Source organism: Desulfoconvexum algidum (assembly GCF_055382125.1).
In genome coordinates, this window is the sequence record NZ_AP042394.1 from 2,467,393 (window position 1) to 2,494,333 (window position 26,941).

Consider the following 26,941-nt stretch of genomic DNA (forward strand, 5'->3'; position numbering starts at 1 on the left):
ACTGGCATGGCATAATACCAGGGGAAAATAAAAACTCAAGAGCTTCTTGACAGAAAGGGCAAAGGAGGCTGAGCTTAACAAAAGGAATTGTGTAATTTTAAAGATTTAAATTGGCCGAACAAAGTAATTAACATTTGATAAAATCGGGATATTGTAGCTGGTAAATAAAATTTTAAATGTAGCTTAAAAAAATACAAAATCGGTCTTGACATGGGGTCCACTATAATCTTCATGGATAATTTATCAAATGGCCGGGTAAATCCGCTATGGATTCTGCCCGGTTATTTTAAAAACCAATCAAGGATTGTATCGGTATCCTAAACAATTCAGTATTCTGAATACTCCACAATCGGATACTAATACTTGACCCGGCCAACCGGCTATCAAGTTGATATACACTTTAATTTGGAAGAATGGTTTATGATGGCGGGGCTGGTTCATATAATGTAGCTTGAATATTTAGAATTTGATTGCTTCATTCTGTGCACTTAATGCTTTTGATTCTCTAATCCTTCAAAAGCAATTTCTATAACTTGTTCAAAAAGCTCTTCCTGAAGATCCATCTCTATCGATGAGATTAGGAAGAACCCTTCGTCACTTCCGGGGCCTTGTCCAATTTCTGTTTCCTTCCAAATTGACCTTTTGTCTTCATCGGTCATATTTGATAAATGTTTCTTAACCGCCTTTTCGACAGGGAGTGTGAACTTATGTGGTACCGTGCTATTAGGATCAATATTATACACTAATTCATCCCAAGCATTGGAATCTGTAAAAGAAGAGTTGGTATCTTTTGACATCAGTAAAATTATTTCTTCCACGGCTTTATATAAGTTTGTGCTCATATTCTTTCTTCTTTTGGTACGGTTAAAAACAAATTCTACCATTTTTTAATTGTGATCTCTACATTAATTTTTCCATCAAAAAGGGACTTCCGAAGTAACATGTTTCAAACACTTATCTGTGGTCATTTTAAATGTTGGATTCCATTTTCCATTGTGCCTCATCTGGCTGTATTGAAACTCGTCATTTCCCAGATATTCAAGCCGGACGAATTTATTTTCAAAAGATTGCCTATGGGCATCTGGGGGGCATTTATATTTGGCACAAAAATAAAAATAATTTCTGTGCCACTTTGTATAAATGTCAACAATCTGATTGAGTGTTTCTTCTTCAGAAACACTCAACAGATATTTTGGCTTGAATATTTTTTCGACAATTTCGTTACCTTTTTTTTGCAAATATTGTATCAATTCTTCTGGTGCTTTGGGTTTTATTTTTTTTGATTTCGATAGGCCATATGTCCATGTTTTTTTTCTAAGTGCCATGTTTTACTCCAAAGCTTAACAATAAATACTGTATCTTATGTGAATTTGAATGATATCTTACCTGCTACGAATCAAAATTTTGATCATTAAATCCGTATCAATATTTAAAATTTGTGTAAAGAGATCTTCGATTATATTAACACAAACAAAATGAAATGAACAAATTTTCAATTACGTTATATTGGACTTTCTTGACTGGCGCCTATTGTTTTCCTGGCAAGCCAAAAGTTACAAATACTTTGCATGATCCTGCTCTAACTTTCCGGTTGAAAAAAGTTTCCAATTGTTTTGGTATCCTTAAGAAATCCGGCATCCAAATAGTCAAAACAGGGATAATAATCCTTGAGTACCCCGCAAAGATATTGGAAGTCAGTCCCTCCTGCTTTCTTTGTATCTTGACCTATGCCACATCGTGGTATATCTTATGGTTGTTGTGCAGAGCTGAGCTGATTAAAAAAGCCAGACTATTCGGAGCTCTTTGAGCCTATAATAAGCGCTACCGGGACCTGCCCGCAGATCAGTTCTATCGCATAATTTAAAAACTGCCGCCACAATTATTCAGACGGCACAAACACAGATGAATTCTTTATAACTAAATGGAGGTATTCAAAAATGAGTGATGATAAACAGAAAACATTATGTGCCCATATAGAAGAAGAGTTGCAGGTCAAAGACCCAAAGGCCTATATTGCACTTATCAAACCGGCCACCCATTACTGCGAAGGCTGTGGACGCAGCGCAGCAAAGGCCGAAAATGTGTGTAAACCGCAAAAGTTCTAATAAATAAGGAGCAGCCCCATGGAGGATCTCCATCGTAAACCTTTTGAACCCTGCCGGATGGGGGATCCCTTGATGACGCCTGAAGAGATTAAGGTCCAGAGAATCAACATTCCATATTGGAAAATCGTTGACGTCAGTGGTGTGAAAAAATTACACAGGGAATTTAAGTTTAAAAACTTTTAACAGGCCCTGACCTTTACCAACAGACTGGGAGAGATTGCAGAGAAAGAGGATCATCATCCATCCATCTTAACCGAGTGGGGCAGGGTTTGTGTGACTTGGTGGACCCATACGGTACAGGGGCTTCATATCAATGATTTTATAATTGCCTCCAGGACGGACAGGCTTATATAGCGTATCTGACAGTTGAAAAATTACCGGCTGAATTTGACAAGGTTACCAAAATAAATTGAGCCAAACAGTATCAATTTTGATCATAAAAGGAAGATATTATGAAAAATGACGCTGATAATAAAAATGATGCCATTGAACTCAGATGCCCGGAATGTCAAGCGCAATTAAAGGCGAGGAAATCACGAGTGCCGGATAAATGCGAGATGGTTTGCGGTGGGTGCGGACAAAGTTTTGATGTGTGTAATCTTGAAACGCTGGATGCACTTAAAAAGAACTCTTGAGCCAATTTATAAAGTGGAATAATTTGTGATAAAAAGAATCCCGGAATGCTTATTAATCCTGAATAATTCCCTTCTAAAATCATGCCTTTATCAATGGCAACGGTGAGACGATCCTTGGTTCTATTCCTGCTCCAAAGATCGACCAGTGCCTTCTCTTCAAGAGCCATTAATTAACTATAATTTACCCTCAGCTAATGTTGACCCCGGTCCGGCTAAAGGCCTAAAGGTTTTTGATGATCCACAGAAGGACATTATCAAATACGGTGCTCTGGCCGGTATGATCGTTGGTGTCGCCACCATTTTTATTGTGAAAAATTATGTCAAAATAGAGGGGGAGTGTTTTTACGAACTGCTTCCCGGCTTTTTTTGGCCCTCTTGAACATTTATGAGACAGGTGTGATACATACCCATTGTCTCACACCACGCCATTGATACAGGTCTGATATATCTGCACAATCATCTAATCGACTGATTTTATAGATATAACCATATATCGAATCCATTTGGCATCTGGTTTGCAGAAGTCATACTGATATGATGCGTGTAGCACATTAACCAAAAATAAGAATGGAGCATTTCAATGAACGTATTTAAAAATCTGGCGGTTACTGCGATATTTCTGTTGGGAACAAGTCTGGCATATGCCGACTGCGGCAGTGAGCATGGTACTTCCAATACCAATCCTCATAAAATGGGCAAAATATCCACCACGAATTTTGAAGATCTGGACAAGGATAAAAGTGGTTTCGTGAGTTTTGAAGAGTTCAAGGCTGTTTTCCCAAAAACCCAGCAGTCCGGTTTTAACATGCTGGACAAGGATGAGGACGGCCAGTTGAACAGGGATGAGTGGGAGGTGTTTAAAGATGCCCACAAAGGTATGGGAAATTATAAAACAGCCCCTGAAACTACCTGATTTTTTTTCGGGTCAGATTCTTGGGGCACAAAAACAAAGGTCCGGTACTGTGAGCACCGGAACTTTGTTATCTATACTGGCCGCTGAATACTCAAGTCAGAGATTAATGATTCGTAACTCTGGAAATCGGCCCAATATTGCTTTTTCAAGCAAAGTATATTTATACTGGTCAAATCAAGATTTCAGTATTAATGTAAAAATAATGCTGCCAAAACAATACTAAAAGGAGAATGTAAATGACCGAAAAAAAATACCAACAAGTCTGTAATTGCAAAAATTGCGGAAACGAAGCAGAAATGGAAATTACCTGTCAGTGGATTGAAGTGGAAAAAGCCGAGGAAAAAAAGAAAGCCTCAAAAGCCCCCCAAAAAGTCAAGGGTACAGGTACATGCACCAACTGCGGTAACGAGGCTGAAGCATGGGTGGACCTTTAAATCGTCTTCTATCGTGTTTCATGGATGCTGCATCTCTGCCCCCTTAGAGGTCGTTCCTTGAATTGAACAGAACCGATTTTTTGAGGATTTCCGTTTCGGTTACTGTTGGTGTTTTTTAAGATTTTGGGCCTTGAATTCTCTGGATATGGATAATAATCATTGAGTTGAAAAAATGGAAGAACTCAATTCTTTATATTGATAGAGTAGAATTTGAAAGAATGCAGCTTGATGCTATCTCAGTTCCATATAGTTTAACGCAGAAGTCAGTGGAAGCCAGGGCTTCCACTGACTTCAATATAATGATAACTTTTCGATTTTACAAAAACCCGCCAAAGCGGCTTGGCATATCTGCTTCATTCGACCTATTAACAGCTACTGTTAATAGCATACTTTACGCCTTATCCTTTGGATAAAGAAATAGGGAAATGACTTTTGACAAAATTATCTCCCCGTATTTTAATTGTTATGTGCCCTCAGCTAATGTTGACCCCGGTCCGGCTAAAGGTTTAAATGATTTTTTTGATGATTTACAGAAGGGACATTCCCAATCATCCGGAAGATCTTTAAAAGCTGTCCCTGGAGGGATATTTGTCTTTGGTTCGCCTTTGTCTGGGTCATAAACATAACCGCAATTGTGTACTTGACATTGATACATGTCTTTTGGATCTGCCATTTTAATTCTCCTTTCCTAAGTAAATTAATTCAATGTTAAACGATCAAAGCGGGGTATGTAATCCCCCCCCCCTCATAGATGAACCGTCCCATTTGCTATAGCTGAGAGAATGAAACACAACCGTCACGAAAAAAGAGGCGATTCATGAAATCATTCATAGACAGATTCTCAAATCTGGTCAAGGGAACTGTTTCCAAATTTGATCGTATCCTATTAAAAGCATGAGGATCTCAACTATTTTTTAGGGTGTTACTATTTCAATGTAACGTAGCCGCCAATCTTTCTGTGGCTTAAGCGAATCAACCGGCTTACAAGTTACCTTGCAAGCCCATGAGTCTTTAGATCAGGGGTTGTTGACCACAAATCCAATCAACCATGTTTCCTCCTCTGGCAGGGTCATCTCTCAAATGAACAATCTGAGACAAAACCGTGTCAGACACTTCTTGTCCCTGGGACAGCCCTCAAGTCCCGAAATATCCTTCTAATCCTCGATGGCAAACCGTGCAAGGGCATCCTGGGACGGGACATACTGGCCCACGGCAACGAGTTTCTTGTTAAACTTGGCGCAATCCACAACCGTGCGCCACAGGGCTTCAAGGTCTGTCTTTTCCTGGTCCGTCTCCGGGGTGAACTCGACAAGATTCTTTTCGATGTTGATCTTCATGGTTTTTTCCTCACTTTTAAATGGGTTTACGCCAATGGACACTCAGAGAATAATTCAAGAACCATGCCATGGGATACCTGGGACAGGGGTATGATTACTGCCGTAATGATATTAGAAAATGCCTGAAAAGACCATTGGAGGCAGGCCAATTTCCCTGTTTTGGTCTGTCTTAAGCAACTGCCTGAAGGCCAATCATTTATTATGTAGATCTGGATATTATGTAATTTGGAATGTTATCCGACATGTAACGATTAAAAAATCTGATCCATAAATCGGTATCAGTGTTTCAAATTTGTGTAAAGAAATATTCAATTATATGAAAAGGAGAATCAGCAAATTAGTCAAGATGCCATTCATCTTTAATTGGAGAATAACACTCCCGGTTGGGATTTGTCCAGAGGGCGGTTATTACATAAACAACCTTACAGCCTTGGCTTGATTCGGGCAGTTCTTTATCCCTTCATCCAAAGAATTCACAATTGAACTGGTATCCTAAACTATTCCAGGCTTTGAATACTCCACCTTTGGATACTTATTAAGGATAGGATAATCATAACTTCAGGCAACCAGTGTCAGTTTGATTCTAATTTAGTTGACCAATACTCTCGAAACATTTAAAATTCAATTACACTTCAATTCGATGCTATGAAAAAGCAAAATTTCCAAACAAAGGAAAATATATGGTTGCTTCTTATCCTGATGATATCCACGAGAAGAAAATTGATCAGCTAATCAATTTCTATCGAGGTAGACTCTATCTTAAAGATTCAACGTTTAAAATTCTTTCAGATATTGCGGATGATGCCGAAAAAATGCTTTCTTTCCTTGAAGATAAAAAAGAACTGTTGATTGGGGAATTAAAGCAGAAAAATATGGGTTTAAAACCCTCTAAAATTAATGGTTTTGTACTGAATAAAGCCAGATACTCTGAGACGGGTATTGATAAATTGAGCTAATTAACATTTCGGACTCAAAATTTTAATGGAAAACAGTTTTGATTTGTATCTGTATCCTTGAGAATTTTGGTATTCTGAATACTCCACCTTTGGATAATAATCCTTAACTGCCGATTTTGACCTTTTTGGAATTGGATTGGTTAGAACTATGAATACATATATCCGGCATACTTGCTTTTCAGTCGTATTCTTTCCCTTGGTGCTAATTTTTGTGCCAGAAGCCACCGCCAACGATGGAAGATCAATCAGCCGTTTCTCGATTCAGGCAATGATTGACAGAGATAATGAAGTTGTTGGAGAGACTGATACCACAGTCCATGGGGGTGATTTTCCCCTGGTTAAAGATCCGGAATATGCCCGGAGCATTATTGAGTAGCTCAATGGAAAACATGTTTTTGTTACCCCTGCTTCAATTTTTTGTAGATAGTGGCAGGTAATCGGACATTACTGAATCTTATAGAGATCAAATCAATATTATTCATTTACATGTGTATGTATTTTTATTATATTTTATAAGCACAAGGACTTCTTATCGACAACATCCCCCAGTGAAGAGAAAGGAGACCCACATGAACATACCTCAAATAAAAATTCGCTTAATGGAAAATGAGGATTTCAATTCTGTTTTAAAAATTGATAGAAAGGTACTTGGAATATCACGCCGTGAATACTATGAACAACGATTTGAAATGTTGTTTAAATCCGGGGAGTATATACCCACTTCGCTTGTGGCTGAAGATGACAATGGCAATGTTGTTGGATTTATCATGGGTAAGCTTTATATTGGTGAATTTGGAATCACATCTGAAGGTGTATCATTGGATACTGTTGGTGTTGATCCTGATTGTCAAAAACAAGGCATCGGTGAACAATTGATGAGTGAGTTTGTTGATCATTTGCGGGAACTTGAAGTAAAAAAAATCAATACTTTAGTGGATAAGAATAATGATCAAATGATGCGCTATTTTAATGCCAATCAGTTCGAATCCTCAAAAAATATTATTAATTTAGAACGCAAAATTTAATTTATAAATTTGTATTCTTTAGAAAAATCGAAGACGGGTATTCAATTTTCTACATAGCTGATCAATCAGTTCATAATTTTTCCAAACCCAAAAGTTCCAAACACATGATTGGCATCACCATTAATCCAGATTTCCGGTGATGTATTCTTTTGGTATCCATGACAATTCCGACCGCTGAACACTCAAGCTTCGGATACTTATCCTTGAGTACCAGTTTTATTCTTTTGGGGTTTGGGACGGTCACGACAATGAATACAAGTCGTGACTGGCTGTATATTGATACCAGGCAACATTGCCCAAAGGAGTCAACTCCTTTGGGTTGAAGCTTGTAGCAACATAAATAGACAAAATACTTACTCACATCCTTTTTTTTTCTTCATATCTTTATACCAGTCGTGGTCTCCATATAGTTTATCCGAACACTCCGGGCACATTCCATGACTAAATGAAGCTCCAGAATGTTTTTGGATGTAGGATTCAAGCTGATTCCAATATCCTTTATCATCCCTAATCTTTTTACATTCTGCACAAATTGGAATGATTCCTTTCAGTGTTTTGATTTCCTCAAAAGCTTTCTGTAATGAATTTAGAATATTTTCACGCTCCATTTCAATTTGCCTACGTTCGGTGATATCCTGAATAGTACCGAGCATTTTTATTGGTTGTTGTTTTTCATCCTTTTCAGAATTTCCTCGTGCCCATATCCACCTAATAGCACCATCTTTTCTTTTAATTCTACACTCAAAATCCCAGGTGCATCTCTCGCCCAAGGCTTTACCGAGTTTTTGATCAACCATTGGACGATCTTCTGTTATTACATGCTCGAGGAACATTTCATATGTCCACTCAGAGAGGAGGGCTTCGTAGCCAAATATCTGATCATGTTTTAAAGATCTCCAAGCTGTGTGACCTATTAAATCCAATTCCCACAATCCTATCTCACCAGATTCAGCAGACAAATTAAATCTTTTCTCGTTATTACGCAATTTTTCCTCATTTTGCTTGAGTCTGGTGATGTCAATGATTACCGCTAAAAAACCGTTGACTTGCCCATTCACCTTATGCGGGAGGTAATGCGCATGGAAATAAAGGGGCATTCCATTAGGTAAATTAATGGTTGATTCATATTCTTGTTCTTGGCCTGAAAGTGCAGCAATGTGATGAGGCTCGACTTTTTGAAATGCCTCATCGCCTAAGATCTCTCTGGGATGTAAACCAGTAATAGATTCAGGGTTAATATTGAAAAATTGCTGATATGATTTATTTCCAAATTTAAATAAATGATTCCTGTCGATATATGAAACCAATTCTGGAAGCATGTCTAAAAGGTTCTCAAAAAACAATTGGGATTCCTCGAGTTCAGCAACTTTTTTTTCCAACGCTTCATAAGATGGTTTTTTAGACATAAGAAACACCTGTCGCTACGGTTACTGTTTTTTTGCTTTGGATTTTATTGACCGTACACAAATTAGTGTGAAAAAGCAATAAATGGAAAGGATATCCAGTAAATTAAAAGCGTTCAATAGTGGTATTATCAATAACAAGGCCGTGCTTGAAAACAGCGTTCAATAACAAAAGTAAGGTCGTAGGTTTTCACGATTTAAAAACTCAAAGATTCACACTTGATTGGCATCAACATTAATCCAGATTTCCGGTGATGTATTATTTTGGTATCCATGACAATTTCGGCGGTTGAATAGTCCACCTTAGGATACTAATCCTTGACCTTTAAAATACTTCCATATGATAAAAAAAAGTTGTTTAACTGAGTGTCCAAAATATCGGGGGAGAATCAACCAGAGGGCTTGTCTAATCGTTTAGAGGAGAAAATCATCCAAGTTTGTTTTGCCGTAGCTTATATCTGCACTGGAATCTTTGATCTTTTTGGCTACCAGTCCCATAAGTGTTTTGACCCCTTTGCTCTTCTCGGGGTCTGTGAGTGGGAGTAGTCTCACTGTTACAGCTTCGCCTTTGATAGAGAGCTGGATAAAAAATGTCTGAGCCTTCCCACCTTCTACAGCCACACTCTCTAAGAGTGCCGAGGTTCCTGTGGCATTGATATATTTATCTGTTATTTTGAGTATCCCACCCTCTATTTTAAACACATCTCGCTCAACAACATCATAACAACTCTCTACGCTCTTTGCTTTTTCCAATACAATATGTGGCATTTTTAGTCCTATGTTTTTATTAGAATTCTTGCATAATTTGGAACCGATGGCTTTAGCCTCGTTTATTCGGGACTAAGGAATCTCCCCAAAACAAAAATCCTGAGTCACCAATATTCCATAGCTTTCAGGAAATTTATCATGAGATATTAACAGTAATCTATAAAAAGCGAAATTTATAAAAAATTCATATTAGTATCATTACAATTTGTCAAGAAAAACCTAAATCCATCGCCTATGGAAGCACCGGGTGGCAATCCGATGGATCGACAATCTTCATGGATAATTTACCAAGTGGCCGGGCAAATCCGCCATGGATTCTGCCTGGTTATTTTCAAAATCAATCAAGGATTGTATCGGTATACTAAACAATGGGGGCTTCTGAATACTCCACAATTGGATACTTATTCTTGAGCTGGATCAACCGACCATTAACGTGTATATATAAAAAATAATGTGGAATAATGCCTGGGGTCGATCGTATTGGCTCATATGGAATTTAAAATTTAAAGATTATCACAACTTTTGACGATTAGAAAAAAAAGTGGAGTCTATAAAAACATCCTTATGAGGTGCTTATTATTATGACATTGGATCAAAAAATAACACCTATTAAAAATGATCTGATGGATCCTCTTAGTAAAATAATGGATTTTCAAGAGAGAAGAAATACATTCTTTCGGAAATTCAAACGTGACAGAAGAAAACCTAAGAGAGATCGGAGAAAAAGTGTAAGGGATGGTGTAATAGTAAACCTGTCTTTTAGAGTCAACAGGCGCAAAGACACTAATAGAAGAACGCTACAAACAAGAATAATGGATTTTCAAGAAAGAAGAAATACATTCTTTCGGAAATTTAAACGTAACAAAAGAAAACATAAGAGAGATCGGAGAAAAAGTGTAAGGGATGGTGTAATAGTAAACCTGTCTTTTAGATCCAACAGGCGCAAAGGACCTGATAGAAGAACGCTACAACCAATCTTTTAATTTTCCACCATTTCTAAGTATTTTTCCACATCAAATTTCAAAATTAACTATCCATCTTCTTTTTTATCCATCCAACATACTTAGATTCAGAACGGCCTAAAATGTGATCTATATATTATAGAGTTTAATATAGTAGACTGCCTCTTGATGCTATCTCAGGTTCATAGTTTAACATTTAAAATAACCGATAAAATCAGGTTCATCTTGTGATTATATAAATGTTTATCAAATAATACATCCGGGAAACAATGTGTCTTTTTGCCATGGTAAGATCAGTGCGGAACTGTTATAAATTTGCACAAAAATAATCAATAAACTGAATGTGACTGATGAATGATTGAGAACAAAATACACAATAAAATCCTGCAGGATATGAATGGCTGTAATATTCTGGAAATTAATAATTTAAGGGGTCAGATAGAGTTTGTATATAAAAAAAAGATGCCATAAAATATCTTACTTTGATTCCATGCAGTGAGTGGGAGAAATGGATGAAATTCACTATTTTAAAATAGATAATAAAGCACTGCCAGATGAATATATGGACGGAACTGATTTTATATATGACAGTACGGAAACTATTTATAGAAAAGAGCCTCATAACCAGTTAAAAGGTGTCGAAAAAATCAAGGATATCTCTTGTTTTGATTACCACAACAAATACACTAAAAAAGAGTTTGAATATATTGAGATAAATTATTTTGATATTAATAATGTACAAATGAAATATAAACTTAGTTTTGAAATAGATTATATTGACGAAAATAGATATTTCACAATTATTGGACAGCGATAGGTCCGGTGCCAAGTATTCAAAATGGGGAATAATCAATTAAAGATAACCTGTTCAAAATTAATAATATCCAACCTATTCGTTTAACGGGGCTCGTGATGAAATATCTAATTTTTTTTATTATAACGGTTATAGCAGCAGTTTTGTTTCAGATTCAAAATATATGGGATGAGTGTAAAACGAAAAGCATAATTTTGCCTATCACTCCGAAAGTATCAAACGGTTACCGCTTTCAGAATTGCTTGATTAATCTTTGTCTCTAACGGGATGAACAGCAGATCGGACCCTGTATGAACAACATCATGATATTTCAATCGCAATTGCGCCCCCTGTTTTTTTTGACATCTATTTTTCTTTTAAACTTTACCATCCGAATTATTATATCCCCCCTTTTGCCGACGATTTTGCATGACATGTCCCTGACAGGTGACCAAGCCGGTTCCCTTTTTTTGGTGTCGGCCTTGGGATATTTTATCACCCTTATATGCTCGGGATTTGTCTCAGAAAAACTGCTGCATAAAAAAACCATCGGTCTGTCTGCCGTCATGACCGGTATTTTTTTTATCATCACCGGCTTCTGCAACAGCCTTGCCATGATGCGGATCGGCATATTTATTACCGGCATGGCTGCAGGCCTGTATCTACCCAGTGGAATTGCCATGCTCACGGCTTCAATCAGCAAACAGAACTGGGGCAAGGCAATCGGGGTTCATGAGCTGGCACCCAATTTAAGTTTTTTGCTTGCTCCCATTGTCTGTGAAGCCATGCTCCTGTGGATATCATGGCGAAGCGTCTTGATGGTGACCGGCCTTATGTCCATGATACTTGGCATTATTTTTTTAAAATTCAGCAAAGTAAAGGATTTCCCGGGGCAGTCTCCCAAGTTTAATGTTCTTTTACCGCTGCTGTCTTCCCGCTCTTTCTGGATCATGATTCTGCTGTTCACGGCAGGGGTAACCGGTACAATGGGAATTTATGCCATGCTTCCCCTGTATCTTGTAAATGAGCACGGCATGTTACAGACTCAAGCCAATACACTGATTACCTTGTCTCGGATTCTGACGTTGCCCATGCCCTTTGCCGTGGGATGGGTGTCTGACCGATATGGCATGAAAAAAACCCTAACCGGCGTACTCATCTTAACTGGGATTTTTACCTTGGGCCTTGGATTACTTTCGGACACCGGGCTTCAGATCGCTGTCTTTTTTCAGCCCCTTTTATCCGTCTGCTTTTTCCCTCCAGCATTTTCAGCCCTGTCCAATATTGGCGCCAAAGAAACCCGCAATGTTATGGTTTCGCTCACCATCCCGGCGGCATTTCTCATGGGCGGCGGAGCTGCCCCGACTCTGATAGGATTTCTCGCAGATAATGGATTCTTTGCCATGGGATTTGTCGGCGCCGGCATTGCCATTTCAGCAGCAGCTCTGCTACCGTTTTTTTTAAAAATTGAAAAATAATACTCCTCGGAAGTATGGAACTGATCGTCAGTGAGCCCTATAACATGTAATCCTGAGATTTTAGGTAGGGTTAAAGTATTGATTTGGTATCCTTGATATTTCCGGCACCCAAATAGTCAAAACAGGGATACTAATCCTTGAGTGCAAACAGCGGTATAATTTTTATATGTTACAAAGTGGAATTTGAAAGAATGACCCAGAGAAAGCGGTCTCTTTTACGGATTTTTGAGAGGGACAGCAATTCTTGCCGTCTGGTGATTGTTTTGGTTATGCCATTGGTTTTTTCGATTTGTCTTTATTGATCTGTCATAGCTAATTTTACTCCAAGTGCTGCAAAGGTGACAGCAAATGTACGTTGTAACCAAATAATAACCCGGGGTGAGTTAACTACGTATCTGCGAACACCATTTGCCGAAATACCATAGAGTATGAAAACAACTAAAGTCATGGCCATGAACATCAAACTGAGAAGAACCATATTTAAAGTTGGCGATGAAGCATTGGGATTGACAAAAAGAGGAAAGAAAGCCAAGAAAAATATGGAAAGTTTTGGGTTGAGAATGTTGATCAAGAATCCTCTTCTGACTATTTGCCATAATCCAATTTTTGAGGAAGGTGAGTCGAATTTTAATGCCCCTGTTTCTCGCCACATTGCCCACGCTAAATACAGCAAATAAGCAGCACCTGTAAATTTGACAACTTGAAATGCGAGAGCACTCATATGGAGAATAGCGGATAATCCAAGTATGCTTGCAGATAAGTGCGGGATAATTCCTGCTGTGCAGCCAAAAGCGGCTGCAATACTTGCTTGCCAACCAAGAAAAAGACCATTCGAAATCGTATAAATCACCCCCGTACCTGGTATCAGAACAACTACCAGTGACGTTATCAGAAATTCCGTACTAAACATTTTATTTTCTCCTTAAGCATTATGTGATTTTTGATGCTCGGGCATTTCTAAAAGCGTTTTATCAGTTTTTTTTCTGTTGAACATACAAAAATAACAAAATCGGATAACATCTCAATTGCTATCAGAGAGTCGTGGGGATTACAATAAAGTTTCTTGAAAAATATTATTTTCTAATAGAATAACACGCAAATAGAAAGTATTGGTGACTGACCGGCATCCGTCCATGGGTGGGAACTATAATGTAAGCCCTCAGATTTTCACCCGGTGATCAGTAAAGTATTGTTTTGGTATCCTTGAGTATTCCAGCGTTCAAAGACTTCATCTTAGGATACTAATACTTGAGTCTGGTTTATCCTTGGATTAAGCCCTTTAACCTTGAAATATTTTGCCCAAGCAGATAAATGTTATTCTTTAGCAAACCATATTGTGATTGAGGGAAGAAACATTGAACAAACTTGAACTGATTCAGGAACTTAAAGAAAAAGGCCGCTTGACCAGAGATGAAGCCTCCAAGATCGTTGAAATATTTTTTGGGGAAATAGCCAAAGCCTTTATTAATGGTGAAAGAGTTGAAATTAGGGGCCTGTGTTCCTTTTTTGTCAAAGATTACGCACCCTACACAGGCAGGAACCCCAAAACAGGGGAAAAGGTTCAGATCACTGCCAAGAAATTGCCCTTTTTTAAGTGTGGGAAGGAATTGAAGGAAAGGGTTGATTATCCGGCAAATTGAAATTAGTGGGGGGAATGCTAAACACCAATAAAAAACAGCTATATTCGTCCAATGACAGAACATGAGGTGCCAGAATCAGAAATTTGTTACCAGTATTTTTAATCATTTGTTTTTGTCTTATTATATGCACACTTGGCTGTGAAAGCATTCCTATATCCCAAAAGAGTGAACCAACAATCATTATTATCCGCAACAACTCCAATGAATATCTGAAAGAGGTCTCCTTGAGCGAGAACAGAAATCGTGACACCGGCTGTGTTAGAATGGGATCAATTTCACCAGTTCCCAATGGGGCATCACAGATATTTGGGAGATCGTCACGGCCATCAAACCTTCCTCGGCAAATCAATGTTTGCTGTATTAACAACGATGATAAAGGATTTTGCAAACTGGTTTCTTTAAAAACCGTCTTGAAAGGGGTTACTACAATTTCAGGCGAAGCGCTTGTTTTTGAAATCCTTCCCTTTTCAGAGGTAACCGTTTATCTGGAAAATATCCAATAAGCATTTTTATACATTGATATCTTTTTGTGTAGGACCAGGTGGAAATGGCCTGTAGTGAAGTCTCCGGCTTATATACTGGAAGTGAAATTCCAAAGTTAAAAAAACTTCATATGTATATGGGGTTAAACAAGATTTCTAAAAACCACCACGCAAAGGTCTTTGGGTAAAATCAGTTACGCAGAGGCAATCTTCATGGATACTTCATCAAATGGCTGGGCAAATCCGTTATGGATTCAGCCCGGTTATTTCAAAGGCCAATCAAGGATTGTATCGGTATCCTTGATATTTCAGTATTCTGAATACTCCACCTTCGGATACTAATTGTTGAGTCGGAAAAATCGGAAAACTCAATTTTTTATATTATATCATTTAATGCGGAAGAATATTTTGTGAAAGCCGTTTTGGCTCATATAGATTAATCTGAATTTATAGAGAAAGGGGCCGATATAAACAAAAAAGGCAGGGCCAACTAAATGACCCTGCCTATTGATTGTGCTATTTTAATGAACTTATTTCTGTTTTCTTCTGCCGACTCCTGCAAGACCTAAAAGGCCAATACCAAAGAGCATCATTGTGGCTGGTTCGGGAACGGGACTTTGTCGTGTTGCCGTTACTGTAAAATCTTTATAATTATGATCCGTAACTACGTCATTAAAATAAAATGTAAAATTATCATTACCTGACGTTTCATACCAGATTCCTATACCTGTGGGGTCTTTTGAATTTGTACTGTTTTTCAGAAATGCTTCAGATACTCCAGACGTTCCATCTAAATCAAAAAAACTGGATTCCAAAAGATTTGAGGTAATATTTACAGAGCTGTTCCATGCATTGTAAGTAGTATCTCCAAGCGGGACTCTATTTTGCAGTGTAAATTCGGAACTTCTAAATTCATTATGGTGACCTGCCTGGTTATAAGTTCCGGTGATAAGCCAGTCGCCATAAAAAAAATTATTATAGCCATTGTAATCATCGGCGATCGTGGTCGCCGATGCAACCCCAAAAGAACATAAAATCATTAAAAAAGTTGTAAATATAAATCGTTTTATCATATGTTTTTCCATTTCTGCATCATGTGGATTCAATTTCGCTTGCTAATGTGTGCAATGTATATTTTATTACTTATTTTCATTACACTTATTTAATAACAATATACCCATTAATAAAAGACAAGTACATACGCCAAAGGTACCAATTTTTGATTTTTTGTTCAAAATGAGCAGTAATTAAAAAGAAAGGGCTATAGATATCTAAGTATTTTTTATTGCAGGTTTTTTGCGGCCCATAAAGCAGCTTGAAGACGTCTTGTCACATTAATTTTTTTGAAAATATTGTGGAGGTGCGTTTTAACCGTATGCGGGCTGATAAATAGTACATCAGCGATTTTTTTATTTGAAGCCCCTTTGCTAATCAGGTCAAGTATTTCAATCTCTCTTTGGGTCAGGTCAGATGGATCATCCGTATGTTTTTTTTCAGCAGACATATATTTGAATTCACAACCCAAGTTAAAAGAGAGAGCTATTCCCTGTTCTGAGATCCGTATCACTTGTCCTTTGATGGCAATCTTTGCACTGTTTCCTTTAATATCTTTCAAGATATCAAGGGGAATGTCAATTTCAATTTCCAGTGTTGCACCCTCATCGAGAGGTAGATCTGTAGAGACAAAAGCACCGGAAGATGAAATATCCTTTGTTTTAAGTTTGATATTTTTTTTATTTGCAGAACCGTCATTAATCTTCAGATTTAATGGCACTTCAAGGTTGAACCGTTCATTTTGTCTTTTATCAGCTATATTTTTCATCGTTAATTAATTTTTAAAAGGTTCATTTATATTAACCCGTATTTTGACTATATGGTCTTTATTTGATTTTTTAAACCTGTTTCTATTTTATTATTCTCAAATAATCAAAAAATATATAATGATAATTTTAAACCATCCCTTACTTGGTAATGCGGTCAAGTAAAAACGGACACTTTTCCTAAGCTGCTTTTTATACAAATCAGAACACCACATCTGGTATAAGCAAACTTTTCACTCTCAGCTTTAAAAATCAATTATATGGGAACGGAAAGAATCAAATTCATCAAGAGTCCATTACCTTATATTGGAGATACATATTACCCCAAGAGATCCCGCTTGATACATCATACACATATCTATTTATCATTTCACAACCCTTCAAGTAGCTTGTAATACTCCTTGAGAATATGAATGGATTCCATTGTAGTTTGGAACAAGATCCAACTGAGAACAAGAATTCCTATTGTTAGTCCTATTTTCCATACCCGCATCATTTGTGGATGCCACCAAATTAATGGCAATGCCAGTGGTCCTAAACAAAAGACTGCGAAGATAATAAAGGATTTTCGGAAATACCATTGGATTTTTTCCCCAATAAAGCGTGGATCGTTGGAGACATCAAGAAATTCACCACAGTGTTTACATTTTATCGCTTCATCTTGAATTTCTTCAGCGCAGAAAGGGCACTTTTTCATTATTGACTCTCTTGGGTAGAACTACCAATCCTACTATTATTTTATGTTATAAAAAAACAACTGATCAAATACTACTGGATTGCTAACAAAAGTGCCATTGATTAGCAAATAATATTTTTGATATTAAATTATATGGGCGAACATAAAATCCGAAAAATAAATTTCCCAATCAACATAATTGGAGATACATTTGACAGGTATTTTCATTTTTTTTTCAAGCCGGAAACTCAACCATACTTGCATCAGCATTCACCAGAATATCGATCAAATAAAGTTTTGAATTGTATCGGTATCCTTAAGAATTCGGGGTTTAAAATACTCCACAATCGGATACTTAATGTTGAGTACCAGTTTTTATTTTTTCAGGGCTCAAGATGGTTATAACTATTAATAATAGTCCACACCCCGAAAACATGGATCAATCCAGCAGATAGATCGACATAGTCCACACCACAGCAGAGAGTGAATGTCTGTTAATTTTTACTCCAAATAAAATGTAACGGGATCTTGATTCATGTGGTCATGAGGTTTCCCATATAGATGAATTTCACTTCAAAGGGTATCACCTGATCCCGCCGGACGTCCTGCCTACCTGGGTGAATCTGCTTGGGAGCCCCTTTGGAGGCTGGTAGGATCTGTGATTTTATTGCTTTCGGCATAAGTCAGCATCTTTCTTGCACAATTTCTTTATATAGGATTGAGCACCTTTATTTCCTTTTTTAGCCGCTATCGTAAAGAATTTATATGCTTTTTGAATATCTTTTTTTACTCCTTTACCTTTTGCATACATAATGCCTAAATAAAATTGCGCTTCTGTATGATCACTCCCAGCAGCTTTCATAAGCCATTTTTCAGCTTCTTGATAATTCTTATCTGCACCGTTACCATAGGTCTTCCCTAAATAAAACTGTGCATCAGGATGCCCGTGATCGGCTGCTCTTCTTATCCATATTTCTGCTTTGATAGGATTTTGAGCGACACCATCACCATTTGCAAACATACTTCCAAGTACCCATTGTGCCTCAGTTTGGCCTTTATAGGCAGCCTTTGTAAGCCACTTTAAAGCCTCTTGAACATCTTGAGCGACGCCGTCGCCATTCTTATACATGCATCCAAGGGTATATCGAACATCTGTATTCCCTTTAATTGCCTCTTTCACAAGTGCATTAATATTCGCATCTTTGATAAGCGCATCAATTCGTATTTTTTCTTCTGCTTCTTTTCTCTTACGCTCTATGCCACGCTCTATGGCACGCTCTTCCTTTTCCAGAAGTTTATCCATTAAATTTTCTATATATTGCTTGTATTTTTCATCCTCTTTAGCCGCCAATCTATACCATTTTTTTGCCTTTTGATAATTAATCTCGATCCCACCTCCATTCACGTGCAGCTCACCAAGGCTTATTTGAGCCCATACATTACCTTGCTCTGCTGCCAATTTATACCATTTCATGGCTTTTGGATAATCAATATCCACACCATTTCCTTCTGAATACATGTCAGCTAATTCAACTTGGGCATCTATATTTCCCTGATTTGCAGCTTTGCTATACCAGTTTATCGCTTTTGGATAATCTTTTTTTACGTTCTCGCTGTTTATATACATATTTCCTATAAAATATTGAGCGTCAGAGTTGCCATTGTTTGCAGCTTTGTCATACCACTTTACAGCTTCTGTATGATTTTTTGTTATGCCATCACCATTCTCATATATCTTCCCTAAAAGACACTGAGCATCTGAATTCCCATTGCTTGCAGCCTTCTTATACAATTTCAAAGCTTCTTTACTATCTTTTGTCACCCCATTTCCATGCTTGTACATTTCTCCAAGTGCAAACATAGCGCCAGCATGTCCTTGCTTTATCGCATTGTCATAATATTTCTTGGCCTCCTTATAGTTTAGAAATCGAGTATTAAAAAGACCTACAGTGTATTGTGTCTCTGCAGAATCAGAATCATTCCAACCAAGCATTATCATCGTTAGTTCTATGTCGGTCATATCAATGCTGTCCGTCATGATTTTTCTATACCATTTTGCAGATTCAGCAGTGTACCTTGCACTCTTCGCAATATTTTTTTTATCACCCATTTTAGCGTATGATGAAGCCATTATTTCGTACTTATTTGCAAGTTGAAACATAGCGTAGGAATTTCCCAAGTTAGCGGCTTTTTCCTTCCACCTGATGGCTTCATCAATATCTTCTTTTACACCTTTCCCATCCTCATACATAAATCCTAACTGCAGCATTGCATCCGTATTCCCCTGACGGATCGCTTTTTTTAACAGCTCTAATGCTTTCGGATAATTCTTCTCAACACCATGTCCACTTTTATACATGATGCCCAAATTATAATACGCATCAGAATATCCTTGGCTTGCAGCTTTTCTAAACCATTTTACAGCTTCATTTCTATTCTCATTTACTCCTTCATCGTCATATATCTCTCCAAGCTTATTTTGAGCGGGTGCAAATCCTTGATTAGCAGCTTTGATGAGCCAATCAAGGAATTCTTTGTCATCCGCTGACACCCTTAGATAATGGATATAGTCAAAATAAAGGCGAGCATTTTCATCTCCCTGAGCAGCCGCTTTTCTAAACCAACTTTTAGCTTTAAAATAATCCTTTTTAACCCCTTTCCCTTGATAATACATCACTCCAAGATAAAATTGGGCCCCTTTATGTCCTCTTTCAGCCAGGTTTACAAACATTGGAAAAGCGGTGCTGTTATCATTTGTTTGATAAACTTTTAACGCTTTTTCATAACCGTCATCATTCTGTCTATTATATCTTATCAACGCATCCTTGGCTTTTGTACTTCCTCCCTGAACCCCAAGTTTATAATAAGATAAAGCTTCTTCATAATCGCCTTCCATTCCTCTTCTTTCATACCAAGACCCCATTTTATAAGCCTCATCAGAGAATTTATTTTCACTAGCAAACAAATTCGTAGAGCACAGCAACATCAAAACACACAAAATCTTTTTCATAGGACGTTCCTTTTCAGAGATTTGAAGGTAATATTCATATCTGGATATGACTTTAACCTTTTCCTCATAACAGTTACAATTAATGAGATGATTTTTATATTGCGATAATGTTAAAAGCAATATATAAATATTTCTCTAAAAAAAACACACATTATACTCACATTATAAAATGGTCCTGCACTCTCCAGCAGGACCTGCATCAAGGTTGATGATCAAAATAATTCTATAATTCGAATGATATCCTTGAGCTAAATCAGTAATGCCATGGTGTTTAATGATGGTATAATCTGTCACGAGTAAAATTTCTGATATGGCGACAACTTTCAAAAGAAAGGCTCATAGCCCTGTGGTTGTGTGGCCGCATCAATTATAGCGGGAGATCATGATTTTTCCCCTGAAAATGAAACTACAAGATCTGGTAGCTTCAATTTTAAAATTATCAGGCACGATATTAAATTTCAAATTTCGGATTTAAAAAATTATTTGCTAAACTGAAATATTTTTTATAGAGAGGACTGCCTCCAATACAAGCTCATTTTTTAGCATAGCGAGCACCTCAGACTCTCCCTGTTAGTGATCGGGGTATTGTTTTTTATTCTGAAAGCCTTATCTTAATTTATTGCTTGATATTTGCATTCTCAATTTTTACCAACTGATATGAGGAAATGAAATGAAAATTGCGATTACCATAGAATTAGATGAAAAATCAACTGAGTTGTTCCAGGTCCCGTTCAAGAAACTTTCAAAACAAATCAATGATCTGATTGGGATGTTTGAAAAGGTTGACTTTACAGTTGAAGAGGCACCGGATATTGAACCAAAACCAGAGCCAGCAAAGAATTCAGCTCCCCAAAAACCCAAAAAGAAATCTAAACCTCAGAGATCAGTTAAAGCTACTATTCTCAAGACTATCAAAAAAAACAAAGATGGCATTAAAACCAAAGACTTGCAGGAACAAACTGGTTTTACCGGCAAACAGATTTCAAATAATATGTTTCATTTGAAGAAAGAGAAAAAAGTAGAGAAAACAAAAGAAGGTTTGTTTGTAGCCCTTTAGTCTTTTTTGGATTTTCGGGGAATATTCAGAAGGATCAAACCTTTGAGATGAGGTGTTAATATAATACTACCCGGACTATTATTGTCCAAAAAAAGACACCAGTAATCCAGTATACACATCTGATTCATTAAGATAAGGGAAATGTCCTGCTGCATGAAAAGTATGTACCTGTGCTGTAGGGTAAAGATCTTTTAATTGTTTTTGCAGACTCTCTTCCACAAGCGGATCATTATCAGCTTCGATAATCATCACAGGAATACCTGATAATTTTGGATCAGGAGGGCTGAATGACTCTATCACAGCTTTTGCACGTGATAAAACCTGCGATTTTACCATACGCCCGGATATCTGCTCCATCATATAAGCCAGTACAAGCTCAGAATGCCCAGCAGCAGGGTAAATGTTTTCATTAAAACTTTTACTCAATACTTTCATGACAAGCCAGTCAGGTAAAAAAGGTAATATTTTGATAAGCGATTCATTCTTTTGACGCAAAATATCATTGGGTGGAAAGGTATTTCCTAAAACAGCTTTCTCAATACGCTCCGGATGATTTTTCATCAGGTACTGTACAAGGTATCCTCCAAAAGATGACCCTGCAACATTTACGCTTTGAATCTTTTCAGCATCAAGGACAGACAAAACTCCTTTGCTCATGTTTTCCAGCGTATCCACCGGAGGATAGGTTACACTGATTACTTTATAAGTATTTGAAAGCGTCTTCATCTGCTGCCACCAGATGTCATACGCTCCTGTCATTCCATGCAGAAATAAAATGGTTTTTTTCCCCTTCCCAAACACCACATATTCCCAGTCATGCTTACCAACATGAGCATATTTAGGAGGATATTGCGTACGGAAATCTAAAAGAGGCTGACTCTTTTGCAAATCAACTTTTTTATATAATTCATCAAAAGAATTCTGGGGCACAGGCCATAAATAGAAAATGACCAATGCAACAATAAAAATACTAAGGGCAATTAGTGTTTTTTTCATAAGGGGCTTTTTTTGTCTCCTTTTTGCGATGGCTATATAACCATTTTTTATCATTCATGCACACATCAAGTATTGCTGTCAAATAGGAAAATTATCTTTGACTGAGAATATTATTAAAGAAGATGTTAAAATGAGATTTTTAACCTGTTTACATAACCTGTTTTTTATGGTCTTCAAAACTAATGATTTTTTTCCCGAATACATATGAGAATTGTTTCCACGCCTCAACATCAATCTCCCATGCAGTTTCTTTTCCAAGCTTTTTGGCTAAGGCCATAAACCAGGCACCATCCATCCGTACAAACGAATACTGTGCGATTTCTAAAAGCTGTTCAGTGGATAAATTCACTCTTACCCCTCTTTTCTAAAAATAAATGAAAGTCCACTCCGGCAACGACGTTTCGTAACCGAATATCCTATCGTGGAGGAAAGACCTCCACGCTGTATGATTAATCAGATCCAATTCCCACAATCCTATTTCACCGGATTCAACGGATAATTTCAATCGCCTCTCGCAAACCTGCAACGCCTCTTCCACCTGCTTGCTCTTGAAAATGGTGTTCTCTAATTCCTGAACTTTCCGCTCAAGTTCTTCATAGGTCGGTTTTTCTGACATCATTATTCCTTAGGCGTTTTTGGTTTATCAGGGTTGAGTATTCTTGCATGATTGGCATCAATTTTAATTCAGATTTCCGGTGATGTATTCTTTTGGTATCCATGACAATCTCGGTGACTGAATACTCAAGACTGGGATACTAATACTTGAGTTTGTAAATATGCATTATTGTACCTTCCAGAGTTGATTTATTGAGGCAATCAAGGGTATGCAAGTATTCGCTCTCCAGAGGGATTAAACGTAGATTAGCCTATCCAATTCATCAAGATCATATTGAAGATCCATTTCTTCAAACATCGCTCCAGCTTTGTTCAAATAATTCTGGGAATCCATGTCGTTTAGTTCCCTGCATTTGCTCTGAGGCTCCATGAGGCATTTCCCCACTTCAAAATATGTCCGGGCAAGGTCAGGTCGTGCACCAAGATTTTCGCCTTCTTTAATCGCCTTTTTCTGCCATTTCAAGGCGATTTTATGTTTTCCTGCAAACCAGAAATACTCCCCTGCGGTTCTATAAATCCATACCCTGTAAAGTACGTGCTTTTTTGAAATTTTTACCGCCTGTTTCAGGCTCTGGTGGGTTTGTTTTTTCTGATACCCGATGTCTGGACTTTTGTTTCGAACAGATTGTTTCAACAGTTCAAAGTTTGTCAACAGCCTCCCCAGTAGAAATGGGGCAAGATACAACGGGCCGACCGTCCTCAGGCTTGCAAACAGAGCATCCCCTTTATTCATGGAAGCTGCTGCCGCATCAACCTGGCCCAGCAAAATCTGAACAAGAATTTTAATTCCGATAAATCTTAGGCTTACCACATTCAAACCTTTCTGTTCCGCCACCAGGCCTCCTTTTTCAACTTCTTTTAATGCCTGGTGCAGAGATCGTTTTTTAATCAAAAAATTGGCATTAACAAAATGGCAGTGAACTTTTGCAAAATCATACCCATAGCTTTCATAGATGAAATACAGTTTTTGCGCACAAAGCCGGGCCTCATCAAACAGCCCGAGTTCAAGTTTAAGAGAGCCCAAGTGAAGAAGGTAAGGCGTCATAACATAAAGATCGCCGTTCCTGATTCCCCTATCTACCAGGGAGAGATCCAGATCATAGGGAAACTTGTTCAAGCCAGTATGAATGGCAAGCAGCACTCTTGGAAGGGCAAATCCATAGGCGGTTTTTCCATTTTGATCCTCTGAGAACCCACCTGCATGATCCAGCAGCCTTGATCCCAGAAACGTCAGGCCCTGTACTAAAAAAGCAGATGCAGATAAAGGTACCCACTCCTTACCCTGGGGCAGGCCGCTCAGATTCAAGCCAAGATACATTCTGAGCAAAGATGAACTTTCAAAAAAAAACCGTTTGCTGTCTATGGCTACCAGGCTTACGCATTTTTTAGACTGCAGCTCACCGATCTCAAGCTCCTGTGGTGTTGGAACCCTGCCTTTAAATTTGAACGGGGAGAATAAGACAACAGTGATATAGAATAGGTCAACACCGCATTTTATAAATTGAATCAATTTACTTTGGGGCAGCCTGTGGCCCTTTTTCTCCAAAATACTGTCAAAATTAATAATCGCCTCTGAAAAACTGCCTTGGTTGAAATGTGCCAGGGCCAGGTTTTTTTCAAAAGAGATGAGTTTTTCCGGTTCGGCATCATCCCCATATCGCTTCATATACAGAGTCAAAGCATCCTGGAAATAGTTCAAAGCCTCACATGAGGCTGACGATTGAAGCGCTTCCTGTCCAGCTTTAATCATATATTCTTCGGTCTTTTCTGGCTCATCTGCTTTACCAAAGTGGTATGCCAGCATACCGTAAAACTGGTTTAATCTGTCCTGAAATATTCTCTCAATGGACTGAGCGACTTTAAGATGAAGTGTTTTTCTCTGTTTTAACAAGATGGATTCATAAGCCGCTTCCTGGACAAGTGCATGTTTGAAAAGATATTCTAACTCTTCCATATGGATTCTTTCTCTGATGAGCTGAACATCCTTAAGATAGGTTAACTTGGTATCAATGTCTTGCATCGGTGTTGATACATCTTTTATCAATCGATAAAAAAAATGTCGTCCTATCACAGAGGCGATTTTGACAAGTTCCCTGGTGCCTTCTTCAAGCCGGTCTATTCTTGATATGAGGACATCATTGATAGATGTGGGGATGACCACATGTTCTATTTTGTCAGTCGCTTTGAAATGATCCCCATGTTTAATGATGGCGCCTCTGTCAATAAGTGAGCGGATAACTTCTTCTGTAAAGAAAGGATTGCCGCCAACCCTGTCAATGATTTGTTCCTGGATGCGATAAGGTAAGCCTCTAATCATCAGCATATTGATGATTAAACGCCGGGTATCATTGTTCATAAGGGGTTGGATGGTGATCTGCACGCAATGGTCGGGATATTTTTTGTCAAGGGTTGCTATTTTATTCGTCTCAGCCTTAATATAACCCGGTCGGAAAACATTTATAAACACCAGCATATGATTTCTTGCTAAGGTATACAGCATTTCCAAAAGGTCAATTGAACTTTTATCAGCCCAGTGAAGATCTTCGATAATGATGACAATCGGTCTTTTTTCACTTCCTTTAATCAGAAGTTCTCTCATGCTTTTGATAATGAGTTTTTCTAATTTGTCTCCATCTATCTGTTTAATACGGTCCTTATAACGGCTTGTCAATTTCAAGCCCATGAGAATGGCGACAAAGGGTAAAATCTCATCTGTCTCTTCAGGATGAATATCCCTGATAACCATTTCCAGTTTATGAAACGCTTTAGCCTGGGAATCATCCTCAACTATTTTAGCCCACTGCTTGAGCAAATCGATAATCGGGTGAAAGCTCAAATTTTTGCCAATAGAAATGGCTCGGCCTTCAAGGAGAAGTCCCCTTTTTATCACCTCCCTTTTTTTTAGCTCAGCAATCAACCTTGATTTACCAATGCCAGCTTCTCCAATAATATTTATAATAGAACCCTCTCCATTAATGGCTTTCATAACCTGGAGTTCAATTTTATCAAGCTCTTTATCTCTACCGACCATTTCTGAATAAATCATCCGCTCTAATCCAATGCGGGGACGATAAACATCTTTTTTCCCAGATATGAGTTTATACACAAGCACAGGTTCTTTTTTTCCTTTAATTTCCTTCTTCCCTAATTTTTCAAACTGGAAAAGTTCCTTGGCCAATTGATAAGTTGCCTTGGTAACATATGTTGACTCTGGTTCTGCCAATCCTTCCATCCTGGAAGCCAGATTAACCGTATCCCCAACTGCTTTGAACTCTACTCGAAGATCATTCCCCAGCGCACCGACAACCACCGGCCCCGTATGGATTCCGATCCTCATCTTAATTGGAGGAGAACTATTTTTTAGGTTATTGAAATTTGAAATTCTATCATGAATAGATAATGCTGCTCTAAGTGCTTGAATGGGGGCATCCTCTAAAGCAACAGGTGCACCAAAAAGGGCCATAATTCCATCGCCGGTCATCTCATTAATAGTTCCTTCAAATTCATGAACTTTATGAATAAGAATCTCATAGATTTCGTCCATCATGGCATATGCTTTTTCAGGACCAAGCGTCTCAACCATTGATGTAAAGCCTTCCATATCACAAAACATGACGGTAACTTTTCGTTTCTCACCTTCTATTTTTCCTTTTTGCGACATGATTTTTTCTATAAGCCCTTTTGGAAGAAATCGCTGGATCATCTCTATGTGTTTATCATGGGGGGAATTTTTGTTTATGGATGAAGGAATTATCGAAAAATTTTGACCGCATTGGTTACAAAATTTAGCATCTTCAGGGTTTTCATGCTTACACACGAGGCATTCCATAGGATGA

29 protein-coding genes are annotated in these 26,941 nt (G+C 37.9%); 14 read left to right on the forward strand and 15 right to left on the reverse strand.

All coding sequences use genetic code 11. The features are described 5' to 3' along the window. Nucleotides 1-488: 488 nt before the first annotated feature. Both ACZ45G_RS11255 and ACZ45G_RS11260 read right to left on the reverse strand, forming a co-directional pair. Complete coding sequence (locus tag ACZ45G_RS11255; protein ID WP_464178083.1) at nucleotides 489-884, reverse strand: hypothetical protein; 396 nt, start codon at nucleotides 882-884, stop codon at nucleotides 489-491. Between the two features lie 33 nt (nucleotides 885-917). Then, nucleotides 918-1,325 carry a DUF3024 domain-containing protein gene (locus ACZ45G_RS11260; protein ID WP_464178084.1) on the reverse strand — a complete coding sequence of 136 codons (408 nt, stop codon included), beginning with the start codon at nucleotides 1,323-1,325 and terminating at the stop codon, nucleotides 918-920. A gap of 612 nt (nucleotides 1,326-1,937) precedes the next feature. Between ACZ45G_RS11260 and ACZ45G_RS11265 the strand changes: the two genes are divergently transcribed. From ACZ45G_RS11265 to ACZ45G_RS11295, 7 genes are all read left to right on the forward strand, one after another. Next, entirely contained in the window at nucleotides 1,938-2,105 is a 168-nt protein-coding gene (locus ACZ45G_RS11265; RefSeq protein WP_464178086.1) for a hypothetical protein, read from the forward strand. 18 nt (nucleotides 2,106-2,123) lie between these two features. Then, nucleotides 2,124-2,288, forward strand: coding sequence for a hypothetical protein (locus ACZ45G_RS11270; RefSeq protein ID WP_464178088.1), 165 nt, complete (start codon nucleotides 2,124-2,126; stop codon nucleotides 2,286-2,288). Between the two features lie 6 nt (nucleotides 2,289-2,294). Further along, nucleotides 2,295-2,459, forward strand: a complete 165-nt coding sequence (locus ACZ45G_RS11275; protein WP_464179929.1) for a 4a-hydroxytetrahydrobiopterin dehydratase — start codon at nucleotides 2,295-2,297, stop codon at nucleotides 2,457-2,459. Between the two features lie 98 nt (nucleotides 2,460-2,557). Next, nucleotides 2,558-2,740 carry a hypothetical protein gene (locus ACZ45G_RS11280; protein WP_464178090.1) on the forward strand — a complete coding sequence of 61 codons (183 nt, stop codon included), beginning with the start codon at nucleotides 2,558-2,560 and terminating at the stop codon, nucleotides 2,738-2,740. 145 nt (nucleotides 2,741-2,885) lie between these two features. Then, on the forward strand, nucleotides 2,886-3,119 hold the full coding sequence (locus ACZ45G_RS11285; protein ID WP_464178092.1) for a hypothetical protein: 234 nt from the start codon (nucleotides 2,886-2,888) through the stop codon (nucleotides 3,117-3,119). A gap of 201 nt (nucleotides 3,120-3,320) precedes the next feature. Continuing rightward, complete coding sequence (locus tag ACZ45G_RS11290; RefSeq protein WP_464178094.1) at nucleotides 3,321-3,653, forward strand: EF-hand domain-containing protein; 333 nt, start codon at nucleotides 3,321-3,323, stop codon at nucleotides 3,651-3,653. A 236-nt stretch (nucleotides 3,654-3,889) separates the two neighbouring features. Then, nucleotides 3,890-4,087, forward strand: coding sequence for a hypothetical protein (locus ACZ45G_RS11295; protein ID WP_464178096.1), 198 nt, complete (start codon nucleotides 3,890-3,892; stop codon nucleotides 4,085-4,087). A gap of 463 nt (nucleotides 4,088-4,550) precedes the next feature. Here the strand turns inward: ACZ45G_RS11295 and ACZ45G_RS11300 are convergent, their stop codons facing one another. After that, nucleotides 4,551-4,760: a rubredoxin gene (locus ACZ45G_RS11300; RefSeq protein ID WP_464178099.1), complete on the reverse strand. Its 210-nt coding sequence runs from the start codon at nucleotides 4,758-4,760 to the stop codon at nucleotides 4,551-4,553. A gap of 481 nt (nucleotides 4,761-5,241) precedes the next feature. After that, complete coding sequence (locus ACZ45G_RS11305) at nucleotides 5,242-5,424, reverse strand: hypothetical protein (RefSeq protein WP_464178101.1); 183 nt, start codon at nucleotides 5,422-5,424, stop codon at nucleotides 5,242-5,244. Between the two features lie 680 nt (nucleotides 5,425-6,104). Between ACZ45G_RS11305 and ACZ45G_RS11310 the strand changes: the two genes are divergently transcribed. The 3 genes from ACZ45G_RS11310 (at nucleotide 6,105) to ACZ45G_RS11320 (ending at nucleotide 7,405) form a co-directional block, all read left to right on the forward strand. Further along, nucleotides 6,105-6,380, forward strand: coding sequence for a hypothetical protein (locus tag ACZ45G_RS11310; RefSeq protein ID WP_464178103.1), 276 nt, complete (start codon nucleotides 6,105-6,107; stop codon nucleotides 6,378-6,380). A gap of 211 nt (nucleotides 6,381-6,591) precedes the next feature. Next, on the forward strand, nucleotides 6,592-6,756 hold the full coding sequence (locus tag ACZ45G_RS11315; protein WP_464178105.1) for a hypothetical protein: 165 nt from the start codon (nucleotides 6,592-6,594) through the stop codon (nucleotides 6,754-6,756). Between the two features lie 193 nt (nucleotides 6,757-6,949). Beyond that, complete coding sequence (locus ACZ45G_RS11320; protein WP_464178108.1) at nucleotides 6,950-7,405, forward strand: GNAT family N-acetyltransferase; 456 nt, start codon at nucleotides 6,950-6,952, stop codon at nucleotides 7,403-7,405. A gap of 353 nt (nucleotides 7,406-7,758) precedes the next feature. Here the strand turns inward: ACZ45G_RS11320 and ACZ45G_RS11325 are convergent, their stop codons facing one another. Together ACZ45G_RS11325 and ACZ45G_RS11330 are read right to left on the reverse strand one after the other, a co-directional pair. Beyond that, nucleotides 7,759-8,811 (reverse strand): PAS domain-containing protein, encoded by a 1,053-nt coding sequence (locus ACZ45G_RS11325; protein ID WP_464178111.1) that lies wholly within the window; start codon nucleotides 8,809-8,811, stop codon nucleotides 7,759-7,761. Between the two features lie 411 nt (nucleotides 8,812-9,222). Beyond that, entirely contained in the window at nucleotides 9,223-9,576 is a 354-nt protein-coding gene (locus ACZ45G_RS11330) for a hypothetical protein (protein WP_464178113.1), read from the reverse strand. A 1,470-nt stretch (nucleotides 9,577-11,046) separates the two neighbouring features. Here ACZ45G_RS11330 and ACZ45G_RS11335 point away from each other — a divergent pair. Both ACZ45G_RS11335 and ACZ45G_RS11340 read left to right on the forward strand, forming a co-directional pair. Then, nucleotides 11,047-11,355 carry a hypothetical protein gene (locus ACZ45G_RS11335; RefSeq protein ID WP_464178115.1) on the forward strand — a complete coding sequence of 103 codons (309 nt, stop codon included), beginning with the start codon at nucleotides 11,047-11,049 and terminating at the stop codon, nucleotides 11,353-11,355. A gap of 299 nt (nucleotides 11,356-11,654) precedes the next feature. Continuing rightward, nucleotides 11,655-12,809: an MFS transporter gene (locus ACZ45G_RS11340; protein WP_464178117.1), complete on the forward strand. Its 1,155-nt coding sequence runs from the start codon at nucleotides 11,655-11,657 to the stop codon at nucleotides 12,807-12,809. Nucleotides 12,810-13,104: 295 nt separating this feature from the next. Here ACZ45G_RS11340 and ACZ45G_RS11345 read toward each other — a convergent pair whose 3' ends face one another. Beyond that, nucleotides 13,105-13,719, reverse strand: a complete 615-nt coding sequence (locus ACZ45G_RS11345) for a LysE family translocator (RefSeq protein WP_464178119.1) — start codon at nucleotides 13,717-13,719, stop codon at nucleotides 13,105-13,107. Between the two features lie 445 nt (nucleotides 13,720-14,164). Between ACZ45G_RS11345 and ACZ45G_RS11350 the strand changes: the two genes are divergently transcribed. After that, the gene (locus tag ACZ45G_RS11350) at nucleotides 14,165-14,449 is read left to right on the forward strand and encodes an HU family DNA-binding protein (protein WP_464178121.1); all 285 of its coding nucleotides are present in this window, start codon (nucleotides 14,165-14,167) and stop codon (nucleotides 14,447-14,449) included. Between the two features lie 1,012 nt (nucleotides 14,450-15,461). Here ACZ45G_RS11350 and ACZ45G_RS11355 read toward each other — a convergent pair. From ACZ45G_RS11355 to ACZ45G_RS11370, 4 genes are all read right to left on the reverse strand, one after another. Then, a complete protein-coding gene (locus ACZ45G_RS11355) occupies nucleotides 15,462-16,004 on the reverse strand; it encodes a PEP-CTERM sorting domain-containing protein (RefSeq protein WP_464178123.1) in 543 nt (180 codons plus the stop codon). 209 nt (nucleotides 16,005-16,213) lie between these two features. Beyond that, nucleotides 16,214-16,753 (reverse strand): LuxR C-terminal-related transcriptional regulator, encoded by a 540-nt coding sequence (locus tag ACZ45G_RS11360; protein ID WP_464178125.1) that lies wholly within the window; start codon nucleotides 16,751-16,753, stop codon nucleotides 16,214-16,216. A gap of 368 nt (nucleotides 16,754-17,121) precedes the next feature. Then, nucleotides 17,122-17,448 carry a zinc ribbon domain-containing protein gene (locus ACZ45G_RS11365; protein ID WP_464178127.1) on the reverse strand — a complete coding sequence of 109 codons (327 nt, stop codon included), beginning with the start codon at nucleotides 17,446-17,448 and terminating at the stop codon, nucleotides 17,122-17,124. A gap of 643 nt (nucleotides 17,449-18,091) precedes the next feature. Continuing rightward, the gene (locus tag ACZ45G_RS11370; RefSeq protein ID WP_464178129.1) at nucleotides 18,092-20,437 is read right to left on the reverse strand and encodes a tetratricopeptide repeat protein; all 2,346 of its coding nucleotides are present in this window, start codon (nucleotides 20,435-20,437) and stop codon (nucleotides 18,092-18,094) included. Between the two features lie 670 nt (nucleotides 20,438-21,107). Between ACZ45G_RS11370 and ACZ45G_RS11375 the strand changes: the two genes are divergently transcribed. Then, nucleotides 21,108-21,494, forward strand: coding sequence for a hypothetical protein (locus ACZ45G_RS11375; RefSeq protein WP_464178131.1), 387 nt, complete (start codon nucleotides 21,108-21,110; stop codon nucleotides 21,492-21,494). Between the two features lie 78 nt (nucleotides 21,495-21,572). Here ACZ45G_RS11375 and ACZ45G_RS11380 read toward each other — a convergent pair whose 3' ends face one another. The 4 genes from ACZ45G_RS11380 to ACZ45G_RS11395 all read right to left on the reverse strand — a co-directional run bounded on the left by ACZ45G_RS11380 (nucleotide 21,573) and on the right by ACZ45G_RS11395 (nucleotide 26,934). After that, a complete protein-coding gene (locus ACZ45G_RS11380; protein ID WP_464178134.1) occupies nucleotides 21,573-22,544 on the reverse strand; it encodes an alpha/beta fold hydrolase in 972 nt (323 codons plus the stop codon). Nucleotides 22,545-22,638: 94 nt separating this feature from the next. Continuing rightward, a complete protein-coding gene (locus ACZ45G_RS11385) occupies nucleotides 22,639-22,839 on the reverse strand; it encodes a DUF6125 family protein (protein ID WP_464178136.1) in 201 nt (66 codons plus the stop codon). Nucleotides 22,840-22,854: 15 nt separating this feature from the next. Further along, nucleotides 22,855-23,109 (reverse strand): hypothetical protein, encoded by a 255-nt coding sequence (locus tag ACZ45G_RS11390; RefSeq protein ID WP_464178138.1) that lies wholly within the window; start codon nucleotides 23,107-23,109, stop codon nucleotides 22,855-22,857. A gap of 231 nt (nucleotides 23,110-23,340) precedes the next feature. Continuing rightward, a complete protein-coding gene (locus tag ACZ45G_RS11395; protein ID WP_464178141.1) occupies nucleotides 23,341-26,934 on the reverse strand; it encodes an adenylate/guanylate cyclase domain-containing protein in 3,594 nt (1,197 codons plus the stop codon). Between the last annotated feature and the right edge of the window lie 7 nt (nucleotides 26,935-26,941).

Coding starts and splice junctions, on each gene's coding strand:
- ACZ45G_RS11330 (WP_464178113.1), bottom strand. CDS start 9,576: ATGCCACATATTGTATTGGAAAAAGCAAAGAGCGTAGAGAGTTGTTAT.
- ACZ45G_RS11395 (WP_464178141.1), bottom strand. CDS start 26,934: ATGGAATGCCTCGTGTGTAAGCATGAAAACCCTGAAGATGCTAAATTT.
- ACZ45G_RS11355 (WP_464178123.1), bottom strand. CDS start 16,004: ATGATAAAACGATTTATATTTACAACTTTTTTAATGATTTTATGTTCT.
- ACZ45G_RS11295 (WP_464178096.1), top strand. CDS start 3,890: ATGACCGAAAAAAAATACCAACAAGTCTGTAATTGCAAAAATTGCGGA.
- ACZ45G_RS11375 (WP_464178131.1), top strand. CDS start 21,108: ATGAAAATTGCGATTACCATAGAATTAGATGAAAAATCAACTGAGTTG.
- ACZ45G_RS11370 (WP_464178129.1), bottom strand. CDS start 20,437: ATGAAAAAGATTTTGTGTGTTTTGATGTTGCTGTGCTCTACGAATTTG.
- ACZ45G_RS11280 (WP_464178090.1), top strand. CDS start 2,558: ATGAAAAATGACGCTGATAATAAAAATGATGCCATTGAACTCAGATGC.
- ACZ45G_RS11310 (WP_464178103.1), top strand. CDS start 6,105: ATGGTTGCTTCTTATCCTGATGATATCCACGAGAAGAAAATTGATCAG.
- ACZ45G_RS11325 (WP_464178111.1), bottom strand. CDS start 8,811: ATGTCTAAAAAACCATCTTATGAAGCGTTGGAAAAAAAAGTTGCTGAA.
- ACZ45G_RS11335 (WP_464178115.1), top strand. CDS start 11,047: ATGGATGAAATTCACTATTTTAAAATAGATAATAAAGCACTGCCAGAT.
- ACZ45G_RS11365 (WP_464178127.1), bottom strand. CDS start 17,448: ATGAAAAAGTGCCCTTTCTGCGCTGAAGAAATTCAAGATGAAGCGATA.
- ACZ45G_RS11345 (WP_464178119.1), bottom strand. CDS start 13,719: ATGTTTAGTACGGAATTTCTGATAACGTCACTGGTAGTTGTTCTGATA.
- ACZ45G_RS11305 (WP_464178101.1), bottom strand. CDS start 5,424: ATGAAGATCAACATCGAAAAGAATCTTGTCGAGTTCACCCCGGAGACG.
- ACZ45G_RS11340 (WP_464178117.1), top strand. CDS start 11,655: ATGATATTTCAATCGCAATTGCGCCCCCTGTTTTTTTTGACATCTATT.
- ACZ45G_RS11290 (WP_464178094.1), top strand. CDS start 3,321: ATGAACGTATTTAAAAATCTGGCGGTTACTGCGATATTTCTGTTGGGA.
- ACZ45G_RS11265 (WP_464178086.1), top strand. CDS start 1,938: ATGAGTGATGATAAACAGAAAACATTATGTGCCCATATAGAAGAAGAG.
- ACZ45G_RS11380 (WP_464178134.1), bottom strand. CDS start 22,544: ATGATAAAAAATGGTTATATAGCCATCGCAAAAAGGAGACAAAAAAAG.
- ACZ45G_RS11260 (WP_464178084.1), bottom strand. CDS start 1,325: ATGGCACTTAGAAAAAAAACATGGACATATGGCCTATCGAAATCAAAA.
- ACZ45G_RS11390 (WP_464178138.1), bottom strand. CDS start 23,109: ATGATGTCAGAAAAACCGACCTATGAAGAACTTGAGCGGAAAGTTCAG.
- ACZ45G_RS11320 (WP_464178108.1), top strand. CDS start 6,950: ATGAACATACCTCAAATAAAAATTCGCTTAATGGAAAATGAGGATTTC.
- ACZ45G_RS11360 (WP_464178125.1), bottom strand. CDS start 16,753: ATGAAAAATATAGCTGATAAAAGACAAAATGAACGGTTCAACCTTGAA.
- ACZ45G_RS11255 (WP_464178083.1), bottom strand. CDS start 884: ATGGTAGAATTTGTTTTTAACCGTACCAAAAGAAGAAAGAATATGAGC.
- ACZ45G_RS11300 (WP_464178099.1), bottom strand. CDS start 4,760: ATGGCAGATCCAAAAGACATGTATCAATGTCAAGTACACAATTGCGGT.
- ACZ45G_RS11270 (WP_464178088.1), top strand. CDS start 2,124: ATGGAGGATCTCCATCGTAAACCTTTTGAACCCTGCCGGATGGGGGAT.